14 protein-coding genes are annotated in these 15,798 nt (G+C 68.8%); 2 read left to right on the top strand and 12 right to left on the bottom strand.

Going from position 1 to position 15,798, the window contains the following annotated elements; all coding sequences use genetic code 11:
• The 10 genes from OH802_RS06870 to OH802_RS06825 all read right to left on the bottom strand — a co-directional run bounded on the left by OH802_RS06870 (position 1) and on the right by OH802_RS06825 (position 11,623).
• Complete coding sequence (locus OH802_RS06870) at positions 1-966, bottom strand: glutathione S-transferase family protein (protein ID WP_406026367.1); 966 nt, start codon at positions 964-966, stop codon at positions 1-3.
• A 38-nt stretch (positions 967-1,004) separates the two neighbouring features.
• Positions 1,005-1,466, bottom strand: a complete 462-nt coding sequence (locus tag OH802_RS06865) for a hypothetical protein (protein ID WP_406026365.1) — start codon at positions 1,464-1,466, stop codon at positions 1,005-1,007.
• Positions 1,463-2,074 (bottom strand): CDP-alcohol phosphatidyltransferase family protein, encoded by a 612-nt coding sequence (locus tag OH802_RS06860; RefSeq protein WP_406026363.1) that lies wholly within the window; start codon positions 2,072-2,074, stop codon positions 1,463-1,465. Before OH802_RS06860 ends, OH802_RS06865 begins: the two co-directional genes overlap by 4 nt.
• A 55-nt stretch (positions 2,075-2,129) precedes the next feature.
• Positions 2,130-3,131 carry a putative zinc-binding metallopeptidase gene (locus OH802_RS06855; RefSeq protein ID WP_406026361.1) on the bottom strand — a complete coding sequence of 334 codons (1,002 nt, stop codon included), beginning with the start codon at positions 3,129-3,131 and terminating at the stop codon, positions 2,130-2,132.
• Between the two features lie 20 nt (positions 3,132-3,151).
• Entirely contained in the window at positions 3,152-3,622 is a 471-nt protein-coding gene (locus tag OH802_RS06850; RefSeq protein ID WP_355224059.1) for a hypothetical protein, read from the bottom strand.
• Positions 3,623-3,638: 16 nt separating this feature from the next.
• A complete protein-coding gene (locus tag OH802_RS06845; protein WP_406026359.1) occupies positions 3,639-4,550 on the bottom strand; it encodes a transglutaminase N-terminal domain-containing protein in 912 nt (303 codons plus the stop codon).
• Positions 4,551-4,560: 10 nt separating this feature from the next.
• Positions 4,561-5,010 (bottom strand): hypothetical protein, encoded by a 450-nt coding sequence (locus tag OH802_RS06840; protein WP_406026357.1) that lies wholly within the window; start codon positions 5,008-5,010, stop codon positions 4,561-4,563.
• A 135-nt stretch (positions 5,011-5,145) separates the two neighbouring features.
• Positions 5,146-5,370 carry a hypothetical protein gene (locus OH802_RS06835; protein ID WP_406026355.1) on the bottom strand — a complete coding sequence of 75 codons (225 nt, stop codon included), beginning with the start codon at positions 5,368-5,370 and terminating at the stop codon, positions 5,146-5,148.
• A gap of 533 nt (positions 5,371-5,903) precedes the next feature.
• A complete protein-coding gene (locus tag OH802_RS06830; protein ID WP_406026353.1) occupies positions 5,904-8,372 on the bottom strand; it encodes a circularly permuted type 2 ATP-grasp protein in 2,469 nt (822 codons plus the stop codon).
• Entirely contained in the window at positions 8,369-11,623 is a 3,255-nt protein-coding gene (locus OH802_RS06825) for a DUF2126 domain-containing protein (protein WP_406026351.1), read from the bottom strand. The genes OH802_RS06830 and OH802_RS06825 overlap by 4 nt, the downstream gene beginning before the upstream one ends.
• Positions 11,624-12,063: 440 nt before the next feature.
• Here OH802_RS06825 and OH802_RS06820 point away from each other — a divergent pair, with 440 nt between their 5' ends.
• Positions 12,064-12,765: a hypothetical protein gene (locus OH802_RS06820; protein WP_406026349.1), complete on the top strand. Its 702-nt coding sequence runs from the start codon at positions 12,064-12,066 to the stop codon at positions 12,763-12,765.
• Between the two features lie 87 nt (positions 12,766-12,852).
• On the opposite strand, the gene hisC is transcribed toward OH802_RS06820, so the two are convergent.
• Together hisC and OH802_RS06810 are read right to left on the bottom strand one after the other, a co-directional pair.
• Positions 12,853-13,932, bottom strand: a complete 1,080-nt coding sequence (gene hisC, locus OH802_RS06815; protein WP_406026347.1) for a histidinol-phosphate transaminase — start codon at positions 13,930-13,932, stop codon at positions 12,853-12,855.
• A gap of 11 nt (positions 13,933-13,943) precedes the next feature.
• The gene (locus OH802_RS06810; RefSeq protein ID WP_406026345.1) at positions 13,944-14,834 is read right to left on the bottom strand and encodes a dimethylarginine dimethylaminohydrolase family protein; all 891 of its coding nucleotides are present in this window, start codon (positions 14,832-14,834) and stop codon (positions 13,944-13,946) included.
• 219 nt (positions 14,835-15,053) lie between these two features.
• Here OH802_RS06810 and OH802_RS06805 point away from each other — a divergent pair, with 219 nt between their 5' ends.
• On the top strand, positions 15,054-15,725 hold the full coding sequence (locus tag OH802_RS06805; RefSeq protein WP_406026343.1) for a GntR family transcriptional regulator: 672 nt from the start codon (positions 15,054-15,056) through the stop codon (positions 15,723-15,725).
• Positions 15,726-15,798 lie beyond the last annotated feature (73 nt).

Genomic DNA, 15,798 nt, shown 5'->3' with positions numbered 1-15,798 from the left:
TCAGCCGAGCGACTCGCGCCCGTGCGGCTCGTCCCAGCCGGAGAGGTCGGGGCCGGCGGGGACGATCTGTGTCGGGTTCAGGTCGGTGTGGACGACGTAGTAGTGCTGCTTGATCTGGTCGAAGTCGAGCGTCTCGCCGATCCCGGGGGTCTGGTAGAGGTCGCGCGCGTAGGCCCACAGCGCGGGGAACTCGACGAGCTTCTGCCGGTTGCACTTGAAGTGGCCGTGGTAGACCGCGTCGAAGCGGGCCAGCGTCGTGAACAGCCGGATGTCCGACTCGGTGAGCTGGTCGCCGACCAGGTAGCGCCGCCCGGAGAGCCGCTCCTCGAGCCAGTCGAGGGCAGCGAAGAGACGTGAGTACGCAGCGTCGTACGCCTCCTGGGAGCCGGCGAAGCCACACCGGTAGACCCCGTTGTTGACCTCGGTGAAGACCCGGCGGTTGACCTCGTCCATCTCCTCGCGGAGCGCGCGCGGCCACAGATCGGGCGCGTCGTCGGCGAAGAAGTCGGTCCACTCGTGGAAGAAGTCGTGGGTGATCCACGGGAAGTCGTTGGTGACGACCTTGCCCGAGGCCTCCTCGACGATCGCCGGCACCGTGATGCCGCGCGGGTAGTCGGGGTAGCGCTTGAAGTAGGCCTCCTGCAGCCGCTCGATGCCGAGCACCGGGTCGACTCCGCCGGGGTCGAGGTCGAAGGTCCACGACCGGGCGTCGTGCGTCGGGCCGGCGAGGCCGAGGGAGATGACGTCCTGCAGCCCGAGCAGGTTGCGCACGATGATCGCCCGGTTGGCCCACGGGCACGCGGCGGCCGCGACCAGCCGGTAGCGCCCCGGCTCGACCGGCCACAACGGCACGTCGCTCGGCCCGAACTCGGGTGTCCGCGCGTCTCGCGTGATCCGGTCCGGGATGTAGTTCATGTCCCGGTTGAACTCGTTGCCGGGCTGTACGTAGGTCGCCTGCTCCTGCATGGGCTCACTCTAACGTTGTGGTTGAATCCTGAAGCGAATCAGAGGTACGTCCATGCGAGACCCGCCGCCTCCAGGATCAACCAGAACCGCAGCGCACGAGAGATGAGCACCGTGAGCGTGAAGATCGGGAGGTTGAACCGCAACGCGCCGAAGAGCACCGACATCACCGCGAGCGGCGGAAAGCCGGAGAGGCCCGACGCGGCCAGGAGTGCGGTGGCCAGAACCGGGCGACCTGAGGTCCGGGCGTACCAGCGGTCATAGGTGCTCTGCCACTTGGGCGACTCGAGCTTCTTTCTGATCCAGGGGATCTTGGTGGATCCGCGACCGGCGTAGTACCACACCACCTTGCCGCCGGTCTGGCCGAGCCCGGCGACGAACCCGAGCAACGCTGGCCACCAGTCAGAGTTCTGGGCGACGACGGACAGGTACGCCTCGGCGTTCATCACCGGGATGAGCGCGGATCCGAGACAGAAGAGGAGAGTGCCGATCAGAAGTTTCATCGAGGCACGGGCAGGCCGATCCTGAGGAGCCGTCCCAGCGAGACGCACTTCATGATCAGCAGGGCCGTGGCGATCGCCAGACCCAACCACATCCAGCCGGTGACCAGCAGCAGGATCGCGAAGAGCCCCGAGTTGACCGCCTTGCCCGGGTGGGACCAGTTCCACCGCCACAGCGTCCGGTCGATGACGTAGAAGTAGTTCGGGCTCTTGATCGGCCAGGCCAGGTAGGAGATCGAGAGGAAGCAGTCGATCACCATGAACTCGGCGAGGTAGACGAAGATCGCCGGCGACAGGTCCGGCTGCAGGAACGCCAGCCCGACGTAGAACGCCGCCGCGCAGAGACGGTCGGAGAAGATGTCGAGCACCCCGCCGATCCGGGTCTCCTCGTCGCGCCACCGGGCGACCGCCCCGTCGAGGCTGTCACCGACCCAGTAGACGACCAGCGCGATGACCAGGAGCTTCAGGCTCCCCTGGTACGCGGCGCTCGCCGCCAGCACCACCGACGCGATGGTGCGTACGAACGTGATCACCGTCGCCGACGTCCACAGCCGTTCCGACTCGGGACGTGCGCGCTCCTTGAAGTCGGTGATGACAGCGGTGTCGGTCATGGTCCGGAGCATAGAGTGCCGATGGGCGTAGCCCGGTGGAATATCGCCGCGCGGCTCAGCGCGGATCGCGCACCAACGAGGCCACGAAGTCGAGCTTGTCCAGGACCGCGGGCGGGATGACGAAGGGATACAGGTCGTCGTGGCCCATGGATCGGTTGATGACGTTCAGTGCGGCCGAGAGGGGCACCCAGATGTCGGTGACCACCTGCCGGAACGGCATCTCGGCGGGCACCGGGTCGGTGAGCCCGTACGCCGCCGCGGACCCGAGCGTGTCGCGGATGTGGAGGAAGTGGGCCCAGGTCTCGGCGAAGTCCTCGAAGGGATGCATGGTCGCGTAGGTCGAGATGTAGTTCTCGGTCCAGCCCGCGGGCGGTCCTTCGGAGTAGTGGCGCTGGAGCGACTCCTCATAGGAGACCGACTCGTCGCCGAAGACCTCGGTGCAGCGCTCCATCAGCTCGGGCCCACGGACCAGCTGCCACTCGTAGTAGTGGCCGACCTCGTGCCGGAAGTGGCCGAGCAGGGTGCGGTAGGGCTCGTCGAGCGTCGCCCGGACGTGCTCGCGGTAGGCGTCGTCGGACTCGGCCAGGTCGATCGTGATCACGCCGCCGTCGTGTCCGATGACCACGTCGGGGGTGGACGCGACGCCGTCGCTGGCCAGCAGGTCGAAGGTGAGCCCCTCGGCAGGGTCCTCGACCTTGGTGCGGATCTCCAGACCGAGGTTGTCGAGCTCGACCACGAGGTGACGTTTCGCCTGTTCGGCAAGGGAGTACTGCTGCTGGACGAACTCGGGTGCGGCATCGTTGGGCCGGGTCCGGGTCAGCTCGCAGGCGAAGCAGATCCCGCCTTCGATGCGGGCCAGCCAGGTGCATCCCGTCTCGAGCGTGTGGGCGCAGACCCACCAGATGTAGCCGTCGCTGTCGACGTACCTGCCCTCGGGTGAGACCGGGACGATCGCGCGCTCCTCGCGGGAGTAGGCGAGCCGGGTGCCGCACGAGACGCACGCCGAGTTCTCGAAGTAGAGACGGTTGCCGCACTCCCGGCAGCTGAACGCTTCCATGTCCCCAATCATCGGCCGTCTCAGGCCGTCCCCCAGCTCTCGACGCGCCACTCGCCGTCCTCCTGGACGAGGACGACGACCATCGCCTCGTCCGGGACAGGTCCGTCCTCGCCGGTGTAGGAGACCCTGATGGTGACCTGGGCGGCGTTGCCCTCCATCTCTGGCTCGCCGAAGACCATGGTCCGTCTCACCGCGCGCGGATTGGGGTCGGCGTAGGTCCGCTTCCCCTCGGCCGCGTCGATCATCGCGCGGGCACCGCCACCGTCGAGGAGCTCGTCGCCCTCGTCGGAGGCCAGCTCGTAGAGGGTGGCGACCGAGGTGGTCTCCATGAACTCGCGGGTGACCTCGGCCGGGGTCGAGCCGCGCGCCAGCAGCCAGAGCGTGAGCGCGGTGAGAGCCGCGGCGACCACCAGCACTCCGGAGATGCGTACTCCGCGACGCCAGCGGCTGCCGCGGGTCACGATGCTCGCCCGCTGCGGAGGCTGTCCCACGAGCAACACCGTAACTTCACTCCTGCTGGTCGGGGGCCACATCGACAGAGACGGTCAAGGTCGAGGTGGTGGCTTCGGTGTAGATGACCCCCTTCACCGGAGGCACATCGGCATAGTCACGTCCCCAGGCGACGCTCACGTAGCGATCGTCGGCCCTGGTGTCGTTCGTCGGGTCGAGGGCGAGCCACTGGCCCGTCCCCGCGCCGCTGAGGTCTGCCCCGTAGTGGGGCACCCACACCTCCACCCAGGCATGAGAGGCATCGGCTCCGACGAGCCGCGGCTTCCCCGGCGGAGGGGTGGTGGCGAGGTAGCCGGAAACATAGCGGGCCGCGAGCCCGTGCGCTCGAAAACAGGCCAACATCAGGTGAGCGAAATCCTGGCAGACACCACCCTCGGCCTCGAAGATCTCCGGGATCGTCGACGTGACGGTCGTGGCCGTGTCGTCGTAGTCGAACCCGGCATGGATCCGGTGCATCAGATCCTCCGCCGCCTCCACGATCCCGCGCCCCTCCGTCAAGGAGACGGCACCGAAGTCGTACGCCTCCTGGGTGTGCTCCACGAGCGGCGAGGCCACCGCCAGGTCGGCCGCCCGCCAGGCGCCCGGAAGAGTCGGGTCCACCAGCGGCCGCGCCCGCTCCCACGGCTGGTCGAAGCTCGTCTCGTCATAGATCGGGGTGATGACGTCGACCTCGGACGCAGCCGTGATCTCGAGCAGCTGGTGCGGCTCGAGGACCTGGAAGTACGTCACCGTGTTGCCGTAGAAGTCGACGTCGGTCGACTGGTCGGCGGGCGCCGGCGTGACCTGAACCTCCGCCTTCTCGACATGCTGGTGAGGCAGTTCCCGCGGGGTCACGTTGGCGATCCCGAACGAGTTCGTCACGTCCTCGTCGTAGGAGTAGGTCGTCGTGTGGCTGACCCGGTATCTCACTCGCGGGATGCTATCTCGATCCAACCGCCACGTCGCCGGGGTCGACGAAGCCTCGTCCTTCGAACTCGCCATCCTCGTCGATCCACCGCACGCGAAGTGCCCCGCTCTGCGAGACCTCGACGATTCGACCCCGATGGCCACGAGTCGGCGGCCCAGATGCGCTGCCGAACACCGCCAGCCTCCAGGCATTGTTGGACGGGTCCCAATCCTTGTCCCCGAGCACCGGCCCTAACCACACGACCGGGGCACCGACGACGTACGGCGACGGTTCCGAATCGTCCACGATGTCGTGGGTGATCCCCTGCCAGCCAGGACTTTCGCGGACAGCCCGGACGAGGTCGTCGAACTCCGCATCTGAGACCACTCGAAGATTCTTCACCTCGTAGACCGCATCAGGGCTGTACCAACCGTCCTTGTCGAGCCACGACACCAAGGCCCAACCGTCAGGCAGGTCATCCACGACAACCCCTGGCAACACCAGCGGGCCACCTTCGACAGCAGGAAACGTACCCGTCCAAACGACCCGGCGACCCCGCGGCGGAGAAGGGAAAGATCCCTGCTGCTGGCGATCAGAAGCACTAGCCATGTCGCCAACCTACGACGCCGAGCAAAGTCGCCACTTCCTCACCACACCCGTACCTTTCGGGTACGCGGTTACCAGGCCATTGTCCCCGACAATGACGACGACGGTCGCGCCACGAATACGATGAACGTATTTGGTCTTTCCGTTGCCACCGTCCAGTTCTGTGCCGCGATTGATCGTCTTCTTGATGCACGTCAGAGCGTCCGGCCAGTTGGGCACCTCGTGCTTCAACTCCACGTGCACGGCACCCCAAGTCGAACCGTTACCGCACCTGATGGCGATGGAATCACCAGAAGTCTGGATGGTCCAGAGGCGGTCCTTTACATACCTAGGAGGCACGTTGGCGGACTCGTTGCCGACTGATCGTGCGCCGCACCCATAAACTGCGTCGGTCGCTTGAGCGCTGGCTGGCACGGGCTCGGCTGCCCAAATCGACGCCGTGACGACGAGCGCCGTCGCAACGCGCCCGATCAACCTCAGCATGACGCGACCCCGTCCCAGCGATCCGGACCAGTCTGGTTGAGGTGACGGTCGGTCCACGACGAACCGGCGGCGATCTTGTGGCCCAGAGGACCTTTACCCGGACGCTGACCGGGCAGCCGTTCTTGACCTTGACGTTCTGGTACGGCCCAGCCGGGTTCGAGTACGTAGCAGTCACACATGCTGGCACAGGCGCTGCGGCCAGCAGAGCCCGCGTAATCGTCGCTACTGCAATTTCTGGAGCATCGCCGGCTCTCAGTCGCCGCTCGTGGTAACGGCCGTGGCTCTGCTCAAGTGAGCGATTGCGCCGGGAGGGCGTTGAGGGGTTGTGGGGCGGGGCCGGTGGCGAAGTGGACGTCGCTGATGGCTTCGGCGAGGCGGACGAGCTGGGCCTGGACCTGGTCGAGGAAGGACTCCAGGTTGGGGCGGCCGACGCCGCCGATGGCGACGAGGCCGGCGACCTCGGTGCGGTCGAGCATGTCGGTGATGTCGTCGAGGAGCCGCTCGGGGCGGGAGGAGCCGGTCGAGCCGGGGAGCTTGGTCAGGTGCAGCCGCAGCTCGTGCAGGCAGAAGGCCAGCGAGCGTGGGTTCTCGCGGTCCATGATCAGCAGGTCGAGCACTCCCCCGGTGCGTACGTAGCCCCGGTAGCGGCGGCGGTGGGTGACCGCGGACTCGGCGGAGGCGAGGACCGCGTTGAGCACGGCCCGGTCGACCTCGAGCCCCCTCCGCACCGTGGTCGTCGCGCGGAGCAGGTGACAGACCTGCATCGACCGCTCGAGGAACCGTCCCAGCCGGATCGAGTGGTAGCCCTCGTCGCGGATCATGCTCGCCACGATCCCCTGCATCGCCAGGATGCCGTGCAGCATCTCGGCACCCGACTCGGCGATCTGCAGCGAGTGCGGGTTGACCCGGAGGTCCTCGGCCGCCCGGTCGGTCGAGGAGAAGATCCGCCACATGTCGGGGCTGAGCTGGTCGCGTACGCCACTGAAGGCCTGTCGCATACCGGCCAGCGACTGCGCGGCCGACCCCGGCCGGTCGGCGTCCAGCAGCATGGACCGGAACTCGGCGTCGATATCGGCATCCGCGTGACCGTGTCCGCCCAGCCGGTCGAGCGCGCTCAGCATCACCTCGAGGCTGATGCCGCCGGACGTACGCGGCCTGGTCCTGAAGTCCTCCGCGAGCACGTGCGTGGCCAGGATGAGCCGGATCAGGTCCTCGGCACGCTCCGCGTAGCGGCCCGACCAGTACATGTCCTCGAGCGCACGCGGGACGAGCACCGTGACCGAGCGGGAATGGGTCATCGGGAGCACGTCGGCCAGGCCCTGGTCGGCGTCCTGCGGCGACTCCTTGAGCACCCAGACGTCCTTGCTGCACGGCGGCAGCCCGGTCTCGTCGGCCCGGATCGAGGCCAGGCCACCGACCAGCGGGCGATAGGCCGAGCCGTAGCGGAGCGAGAAGGTACGCAGCGTCAGCGGCCGGCCGACCGCGCCGCGTCCCTCGGCCCAGGTCGGGGCGTGGGAGAGCGTGATCCTCTCCTGCCCGACGTGGCGGTAGGGATCGGCCGCGATCCTGGCTCCCAGCTCCTCGGGCGTTCCGTTGACGATGGTGCCTTCCAGCGTCCGCACGACCAGGTCGTCCGCGGCCAGGCGGCGCTCGACCTCCGCGCGCTGGTCCGGGTCGCCGCACCACCAGGTGCCGAGCGAGGCCAGCCGCAACGGCTCCCCGAGCAGGGCCTCGCAGGCGGCGGGGAGGTAGGGGACGAGCCCCGGATTCTCGAGTACGCCGGCCCCGAACCCGTTGACCACGCGCACGTTGCCGCGGCGTACGGCCTCGATCAGGCCGGCCACGCCGAGCTGACTGTCGCCGCGGAGCTCGAGGGGGTCGGACCAGGTCGCGTCGACGCGGCGCAGGATGACGTCGACCCGCTCCAGCCGGTCGCCGTGGCCGCGCATCAGGACCTCGCCGTTGCGTACGGTCAGGTCCGCGCCCTGGACCAGCGGGAAACCGAGCGTCGAGGCGAGAAAGGCCTGGTCGTAGGCGGTCTCGGAGTGGGTTCCCGGGGAGAGGACGACGACCCGGGGGTCGGCCTGGTCGCCGGGCGCCGACTCCAGCAGCGCACTGCGGAGAGCCGCGAAGTAGGGCTCCATCCGGTGCAGCCCGGCGTCGCGGTGGAGCTCGGGGAGCACCCGGCTGATCACCCGGCGGTTCTCCATCGCGTAGCCGATCCCGCTCGGCGCCTGGGTGCGGTCGGCGAGCACCCGCCACTCACCGTCGGGGGTCCGGCCGAGGTCGGTGGCGGCCAGAACGAGCGGCCGCGGGTCGTGATTGCTGGCCCTGGCGGCGACGCGATGGAAGCCGTGATGGCCGAAGACCACTGCGGCCGGGACGATCCCGTCCTGGAGGAGACGCTGCGGGCCGTAGAGGTCGACGAGGATCGCGTTGAGCAGCTCGGCGCGCTGGGCCAGGCCGACCTCGAGGATTCGCCACTGCGCCGGATCGATGACGAGCGGCACCGGGTCGAGCCGCCAGGGCTCGGGCTTGGCGCCGGGGCGCAGGTAGGTGACTCCGTCGTCGGCGAGGAACCGCTCGACGTCGTGGCCGATCCGGCTCAGCGTGGCAGGCGTGATCGAGACGGCCGTCTCGGCCATCGGCTTCCACGCGGGTCGCAGAGTGCCGTCGGGCCCGACGACCTCGTCGTAGGGCTGGTCGGTCGCGTCGAGGAGGCCGAGGGCGTCGGCGTACTCGCGAAGGACGGTCACCGCACCACCCGTCGGAGATCCAGGGTGTGCGGGTTGTCGGGAGTGGTGCCGCGGGCCGCGCGCTCGCGCATCTCCGCGACGTCCAGGCGGCCGGAGGTGTGGCCCCGCGCCTCGAACCTGCTCGCGCGGCGCGCCTCGGCCTCGTTGGCGTTCACCGGCGGGTGGTCGTAGCTGCGGCCGCCCGGGTGCACGACGTGGTACGTCGCGCCGCCGAGGCTGGTCTCGGAGGCGATGTCGACGACGTCGAAGTGCAGCGGCGCCTGGACGTCGATGCTCGGGTGGAGGCTCGACCACGGGCTCCAGGCCTTGAACCGGATGCCGGCATAGAACCTGTCCGGGACGGAGGTGGGGGTCAGCGGCACCGGAACACCCTGACACGTCACCAGCTGCCGGTCGAGGTCGATCCCTCTCGCCGAGATCTGGACCCGCTCGACCGACGAGTCGACGTAGCGCGCCGTCCCCGACCCGGTCGCCTCCTCGCCGAGGACGTTCCAAGGCTCGATCGCCTGCCGCAGCTCCAGCTCGACGTCTCCGACCTGCGCGACCCCGATCCGCGGAAAACGGAACTCGGCGTACGCAGCCAGCCACTGCGACTCGAACGGGATCCCGTGGCGGCGCAGGTCGGCCACCACCTCCTCGATGTCGCGTAGGCACCCCTGCGGGAGCAGGAAGTCCTCGTGGAGGGCGCTTCCGTGGCGGACCAGGGGCGCCTCGTACGGCTCCTCCCAGAACCACGCGACCAGGCTCCTGACCAGGAGCGACTGGAGAAGGGCCATCTGCGGGTGTGGCGGCATCTCGAAGCCGCGGAGCTCGAGAAGGCCGAGGCGTCCTCGGGACGAGTCCGGGGAGTAGAGCTTGTCGATGCAGAACTCGGCGCGGTGGGTGTTGCCGGTCAGGTCGGTGAGCAGGTGGCGCAGCGCGCGGTCGATCATCCACGGACGGGGTTCGGCGTGCTCACGGGTGATCCGGGCGACCTCCTGGAGAGCGATCTCCATCTCGTAGACCGCCTCCGGGCGGCCCTCGTCGAACCTCGGCGCCTGGCTGGTCGGGCCGATGAAGCGGCCGGAGAAGAGGTAGGAGAGCGAGGGGTGGCGCTGCCAGTAGCGGATCAGGCTGGCCAGCAGGTCTGGGCGCCGGAGCAGGGGGCTGCGCTCGGGGCTACGTCCGCCGAGGGTGAGGTGGTTGCCGCCGCCGGTGCCGGTGTGGAGCCCGTCGAGGTCGAACTTCTCGGTGGACAGGCGGGCCTGCCGAGCCTGCTCGTAGAGCGTCGTGATCAGCTCACGCTGCTCCGCCCAGGTGGCCGTCGGCTGCACGTTGACCTCGATCACGCCGGGGTCCGGGGTGACCGTCAGCCGCGCCAGGCGGGCGTCCGGCGGCGGGCCGTAGCCCTCGAGCACGACCTGGGTGTCGGCTTCGGTGACAGCCTTCTCGATCACCGTGAGCAGCGCGGCGTAGTCCTCCAGCCTGTCGGTCGGCGGCAGGAAGACATGGACCAGCCCGTCGCGCTCCTCGATCGCGAGCGCGGTGGTCGGCGCCTCGTCGGGGTCGGTGACGGTGACCCGTGGGATCTCGGGGTCCAGCGGCTCGCCTGCGGTCAGGTACGACGGCTCGCCCGGGAACTCCGGGTCGTGCCACGAGATCGAGTCGAGCGGCAGCCGCAGCCCGACCGCCGAGGTCCCCGGCGCCAGCACCAGCCGCCCGCGTCGGAACCGCCACTGCGGGCTCGTCCACTCCCCGTCGTTGGTGTTGATCGGGATCACCCACCCGACCGGCTCAGTGACCTCCTTGTCGAGCTCGGTGACGTTCAGATCGCCCCGGTTCGCGGCGTCGTCCGGCTCCGGGCCGTCGGGGCGGCGTACCTCCTGGGCGATCTTGGCCAGGGGGTCCTCATACGCGGCGAACACCTGCTCCTCGGGGAGCCCGAGGATGCTGCGGATGTTGGTGGCGACGGCCTCCGCCGCGGCGGGCTCGACCGCCTCGGCTTCGGTAGCGGCCCAGGGGTCGGCGAAGAGGGTCTGGTCGCTCCACAGCGGCTGGCCGTCCGTACGCCACTGCAGGTCGATGTTCCAGCGCGGGAGCGGCTCGCCGGGGTACCACTTGCCCTGGCCTCGGTGGACGATCCCGCCCGTGCCGTAGACCTTGCGCAGGCGTTCGGCCAGGTCAGTCGCGAGCTCGCGCTTGTGCGGACCATCTGCGTCCGTGTTCCACTGCGCCGAAGTCTGGTCGTCCAGCGACACGAAGGTCGGCTCGCCGCCCACGGTCAGCTCGACGCCGGCCGCCTGGAGACGCTGGTCGACCGCCTCGCCCAGGGCGTCGATCCGGGCCCACTCCTGGCCGGCGTAGGGCAGCGTCACCCGCGGGTCCTCGTGGATGCGGGTGACCTCGTTGGCGAAGGAGAAGGTGACCTCGACCGGGTCGGTGGCCCCCTCGATCGGGGCCGCGGAGGACGGGTGCGGCGTCGCCGAGAGCGGGATGTGGCCCTCCCCCGCGAACAGGGCCGAGGTCGGGTCGAGCCCGATCCAGCCGGCTCCCGGGACGAACACCTCGCACCACGCGTGCAGGTCGGTGAAGTCCTCGGTCGGGCCGGAGGGACCGTCGAGCGACTCCTGATCGGCGGCCAGCTGCACCAGATAGCCGGAGACGAACCGCGCCGCGAGGCCGTACTGACGCAGCAGGGACACCAGCAGCCACGCCGAGTCGCGGCACGAGCCGATGCCCAGGCGCAGGGTCTCGTCGGGAGTCTGTACGCCTGGCTCCATCCGTACCGAGTAGGCGACGTCCGAGTTGACCGCCTGGTTGACGCTCGCCAGGAAGTCGACGGTGCGGAGGCCATCCTCGGGCAGGGCCGGCAGTTGCTGCCGCCAGGCATCGGCCGCCGTCGCCGACTCCACGTCGCGGAGGTAGGGCGCCAGATCGGCCTTCAGCTGCGGCTCGTAGTCGAAGGGGAAGGTCTCGGCGTACTCCTCCACGAAGAAGTCGAACGGGTTGATCACCACCATGTCGGCGACCAGTCCCACGGTGACCTCGAGCTTGTCGGTCTTCTCCGGGAAGACCAGCCGCGCGAGCCAGTTGCCGAACGGGTCCTGCTGCCAGTTGATGAAGTGCGCCGACGGCGTCACCGACAGTGAGTAGGCCTCGATCGGGGTCCGGGTGTGTGGCGCTGGGCGCAGGCGTACGACGTGCGGACTCACCCGGACCGGCTGCGCGAACTCGTAGGTGGTCCGATGTTCGAGCGCAACCTTGATCGACATGGGTCAAGGGTGACCGATGCAGGTTGCACAGGGGTAACGAACCGCCGGGTTCGTGCCGCCGGCGCTCTCGAATTCGAACCATCACGAAGGCGAACCGGCAGGATCCGAATCAGCTGATTGGTAAACGCGTTTCACCCCGACTAAATGCCGGGTCTTGACCCAAGGGAATTACCCAATCGCCAGTTCGAACGGGATCTATTACCCCGGTAGGTACCCGAGAAGTGGCCCGCAGCGAGGCGATATCGCCCACCGCTCACCCGGGGGCTCACCTGGAACAAGACATGGACGTCAGCGTCAGTTCAAATGCGATCCGGTGAGTTTACGGCAAGCAAACCCGCTTTGGTATGGGAAATCATCAATTAAAGATTGTTCTTGACTTTATGCTTCAAATCGCTTCAGGATTCATCGGGCATGACAAAACAGCAAGTTAAGGAGATTTCGTGAATTCTCGGACTCGAATCGCCGCTGTCGTCGCTGGACTCGCACTGGCCACGGTCGCTTCACCAGCAATGGCCAGCCCCGTCCCGCCTCCACTTCCTGACCCGCCGGTCCCCGGCACTCCGGGCCCACCGATTCCGGACACGCCCGACGTCCCGGACACTCCGGAAACGCCGGACGTCCCGGACACTCCGGAAACGCCGGACGTCCCGGAGACCCCGGACGTTCCCGGCACTCCGGAGACACCGGACGTTCCCGGCACTCCGGAGACACCGGATGTCCCCGGCACTCCGGAGACACCGGACGTACCCGACACCCCGGAAACCCCGGACGTACCCGGCACCCCGGACGTTCCGGAGACACCGGACGTTCCCGACACCCCGGACGTTCCCGACGCACCGATCCCGGACGTCCCGGACGGCCCCGGGATCCCGGAGACTCCGGACGTTCCCGTTCCGGACAGCCCTGCCGCTGACGTTCCTGCCGCAGACGTTCCCGTCCCGGAGGTCCCGGTCCCGGACGTTCCGGTCCCGGACGTCCCGATCCCGGACGTCCCCGTTCCCGGCGTTCCCGGAGTTCCCGGCGTTCCCGAGCTCCCTGGCGTCACCGACAGCCTGCTCGGCATCGTCAACAGCCTCCCGGTCGTCGGCCCGGTCCTGACGGACCTGCTCAGCTCGATCCTCGGGAAGCTCCCGCTGCCGTAGAGGCATACACCTTCACACTCAACCAGCAGAGGTCCAGCAGCATCGATGCTGTTGGACCTCTGCTATTTCGTCGAGTAGGGCCGAATCTCAGCCCTTGGGGAACGAACCCGCGAGCTCGATGAGGCGGGTGTTGGCCTCGGCCTCGCCGATCGAGACGCGTACGCCCTCGGGCGGGTAGGGACGGACCATCAGACCGACCTCGTCGGCAGCCGCGGCGAACTCGGCGCAGCGCTCGGGAGAGCCGAAGGCGAACCAGACGAAGTTGCCCTGCGCGTCGGGGATGTCCCAGCCGGCGGCGCGGACGCCCTCGACCACCCGGGTCCGCTCGGCCACCACGTCGTCGACGCGCTCCAGCAGCTCGGTCTGACGCTCGAGCGAGGCGACCCCGGCGGCCTGGGCGACCACGTTGACGCCGAAGGGCAGCGCCATCGCCCGCAGGGTGGAGGCGATCGGGGCCGGCGCGAAGGCATAGCCGACCCGGAAGCCGGCCAGCCCGTAGGCCTTGGAGAACGTACGCAGCACCACCACGTTGGCCCGCGCGCGATAGGTCGCCACACCGTCGACGGCGTCGTCCATGCGTACGAACTCGGCGTAGGCCTCGTCGACGACGACCAGCACGTGCTCGGGCACCTTCGCGAGGAAGGCGTCGAGCTCGGTCTGGGTGACCGAGGTGCCGGTGGGGTTGTTGGGGCTGCAGACGAAGACGACCTTCGTGCGCTCCGTGATCGCCGCCGCCATCGCGTCCAGGTCGTGATGGCCGTGATCGGTGACCGGCACCTTCACCGCTGTCGCGCCGGCCGCGAGCACCGCGATCGGGTAGGCCTCGAAGCTGCGCCAGGCGAAGACGACCTCGTCCTCGGGACCGCAGTAGGCCGAGACCAGCTGGAAGATCAGCGCCACGGCGCCGGTCGAGAGAGCGAGCTCCTCGGCCGGCACCTTGTAGGCCGTCGCGAGCGCCTCGTAGAGCTCGGTGTTGCCCGCGTCGGGGTAACGGTTGACCCGCCCCGCCGCCTCGGCGGCGACCTCCACCACGCCGTCCAGCGGCGGGTAGGGGTTCTCGTTGGACGAGAGCTTGTAGGTCACCAGACCGGGCCGCTCGACCGGCGGCTTGCCCGCGACGTACGCAGGCATCGCGGCGACACTGGGGCGGGGCTGTGGGGTGCTCATATCGTGAGATCCTAGGTCGGGATGACCTCGCCCCCGTAAACCACGGGGACGTCGCGGCCGACCACGATGTCGAGCGGGTTGGTGACGCAGCGCACGGACCCGCCACCGAGGTGGAGCTCGCTCATCTCGACGATCCGGATCGTGAAGCCCCAGCCCTCGAGGACGGTGCGGACGCGGTCCGGGCAGGACGGCATCACGATGGTGCGGCCGATCACGATCGAGTTGGCAGCGAAGGTGCTGAGCGCCTCCTCCTCGGTGATGACCAGCGACTCCGGGACGAGGTCGAGGAGCGCCTGCGCCGACTCGGGAGCGAGCGCGTCCGGGCAGATGATCGCGCGGCGCTCGTCGAGCGGGCAGAAGGCCAGGTCGAGGTGGTACATCCCCGAGTGGGCCGTCCGTACACCCAGGACGCGCACGTTCATCTCGGTCGCCAGCGTCTTCAGCGCCATCTCGTCGGTGCGCGGCCCGGTGCCGGCGACCAAGTGGCCGGCGTACGGGAAGACGTCGCCCGCCTCGAAGGTCGGTCCGACCCCGTCCTTGCCGACGTACGCCGTCCCCCAGCCGTTCGCGGCGAACCACTCGACCGCGGAGTTCGTCTCGTTGCGGCGCTCGGGGAAGCGCATGTGGGAGAGGAGCACGTGGCGTCGGCCGTCCGCGAGGGTGGCCGCGAAGCCGAGGTTCATCGCGTAGACCATGTCGGGGCTGTCCTCGCGCGGCGCGATGACGTCGACGCGGCCGCCGAGCTCCTCGATGGTGGCCTTCAGGGTGTCCCACTGCGCGCGAGCACGGACCGGATCCGGCTGGATCTCGGTGTCCATGAACGGGTTGATGGCGTAGTCGATGCGGTAGTGCGTCGGCTCGGTCATCAGGTAGTGACGGCCCCAGCTCAGCGATGTGCTCACGCGACCACCTCCGTAGCGCAGGCGCGAGAATACGGACGCGGTCGCGTGTTGTTTGGACGGTTCACTCGCTGGCGCTCGCTCACTCGTACCCCTCTCAGGTCTGATTGATTTCAGATCGTCCGATTGCCTGATTGACTGATTGTCAGACAATCCTGTGCCGCTAGGTTAGAGCACGAACGGTCATCACCGGAAGACGGCGCAGGTAGGACAATGGGGCCCATGTTCGAGTCGCTCACCCTGGACGAACCCGCATCGACGGTCGACCGCGTCGCCGACGAGCTCCGCCGGGCGGTGTTCGAGGGTGAGCTGGAGTCGGGCACTCCACTGCGCGAGCACGGTCTCGCCGACTCGCTGGGCGTCGGCCGCTCCACGGTCCGCGAGGCGCTGACCATCCTGGTCGCCGAGGGCCTGGCCACCCGCGCACCCAACAAGGGCGTCGCCGTCGCCACCCCCGAGGCGGCTTCGGTCCGTGACGTCTGCGCCGCCCGCTGGGTGCTCGAAGGGGCCGGGGTGCGCAACTGGCGGAGCGCCTCCGCAGAGGCGCGCCGGGCCGTGCACGAGTCGCTCGATGCGTACATCTCGGCGGTTCACTCGGAGCGCGCGACCTACCGCGAGCTCAACGAGCGCCACCTCGCCTTCCATCTCTCGCTGGTAGCCCTCACCGGGTCACCGCGGCTGGTCGCGATGCAGGAGCATCTGGTGCTCGAGCTCAAGCTCTCGCTCGCCCAGGTCGACCGCATCCGCCGCAACGCCCATGACCAGGCCGAGGACCACGCCGCCCTCGTCCGCCTCCTCGACGCCGACCGCATCGAAGACGCCGAGCAGTTCCTGGAGAAGCACCTCTCCGACGCCGCCCACGCCATCTGTAAGGCGCTCGGCCTGGAGCGGTGACCCCGGGGTAACACAGTCGCCACACCTCGCGCGCGCCCCTTATGTACGTCCCGCGGAGCCTGCCACACTCACC

Origin of the sequence: Nocardioides sp. NBC_00850 (assembly GCF_045207335.1) — a bacterium.
GTDB lineage: Bacteria > Actinomycetota > Actinomycetes > Propionibacteriales > Nocardioidaceae > Nocardioides.
The sequence above is the reverse complement of the archived record's forward strand: the minus strand, read 5'-3'. Positions and strand labels throughout refer to the sequence as shown.

What these genes read in the sequence shown, in the direction of transcription:
- OH802_RS06870 (WP_406026367.1), bottom strand. Translation starts at nt 966, where the DNA reads ATGCAGGAGCAGGCGACCTACGTACAGCCCGGCAACGAGTTCAACCGG.
- OH802_RS06865 (WP_406026365.1), bottom strand. Translation starts at nt 1,466, where the DNA reads ATGAAACTTCTGATCGGCACTCTCCTCTTCTGTCTCGGATCCGCGCTC.
- OH802_RS06860 (WP_406026363.1), bottom strand. Translation starts at nt 2,074, where the DNA reads ATGACCGACACCGCTGTCATCACCGACTTCAAGGAGCGCGCACGTCCC.
- OH802_RS06855 (WP_406026361.1), bottom strand. Translation starts at nt 3,131, where the DNA reads ATGGAAGCGTTCAGCTGCCGGGAGTGCGGCAACCGTCTCTACTTCGAG.
- OH802_RS06825 (WP_406026351.1), bottom strand. Translation starts at nt 11,623, where the DNA reads ATGTCGATCAAGGTTGCGCTCGAACATCGGACCACCTACGAGTTCGCG.
- hisC (WP_406026347.1), bottom strand. Translation starts at nt 13,932, where the DNA reads ATGAGCACCCCACAGCCCCGCCCCAGTGTCGCCGCGATGCCTGCGTAC.
- OH802_RS06805 (WP_406026343.1), top strand. Translation starts at nt 15,054, where the DNA reads ATGTTCGAGTCGCTCACCCTGGACGAACCCGCATCGACGGTCGACCGC.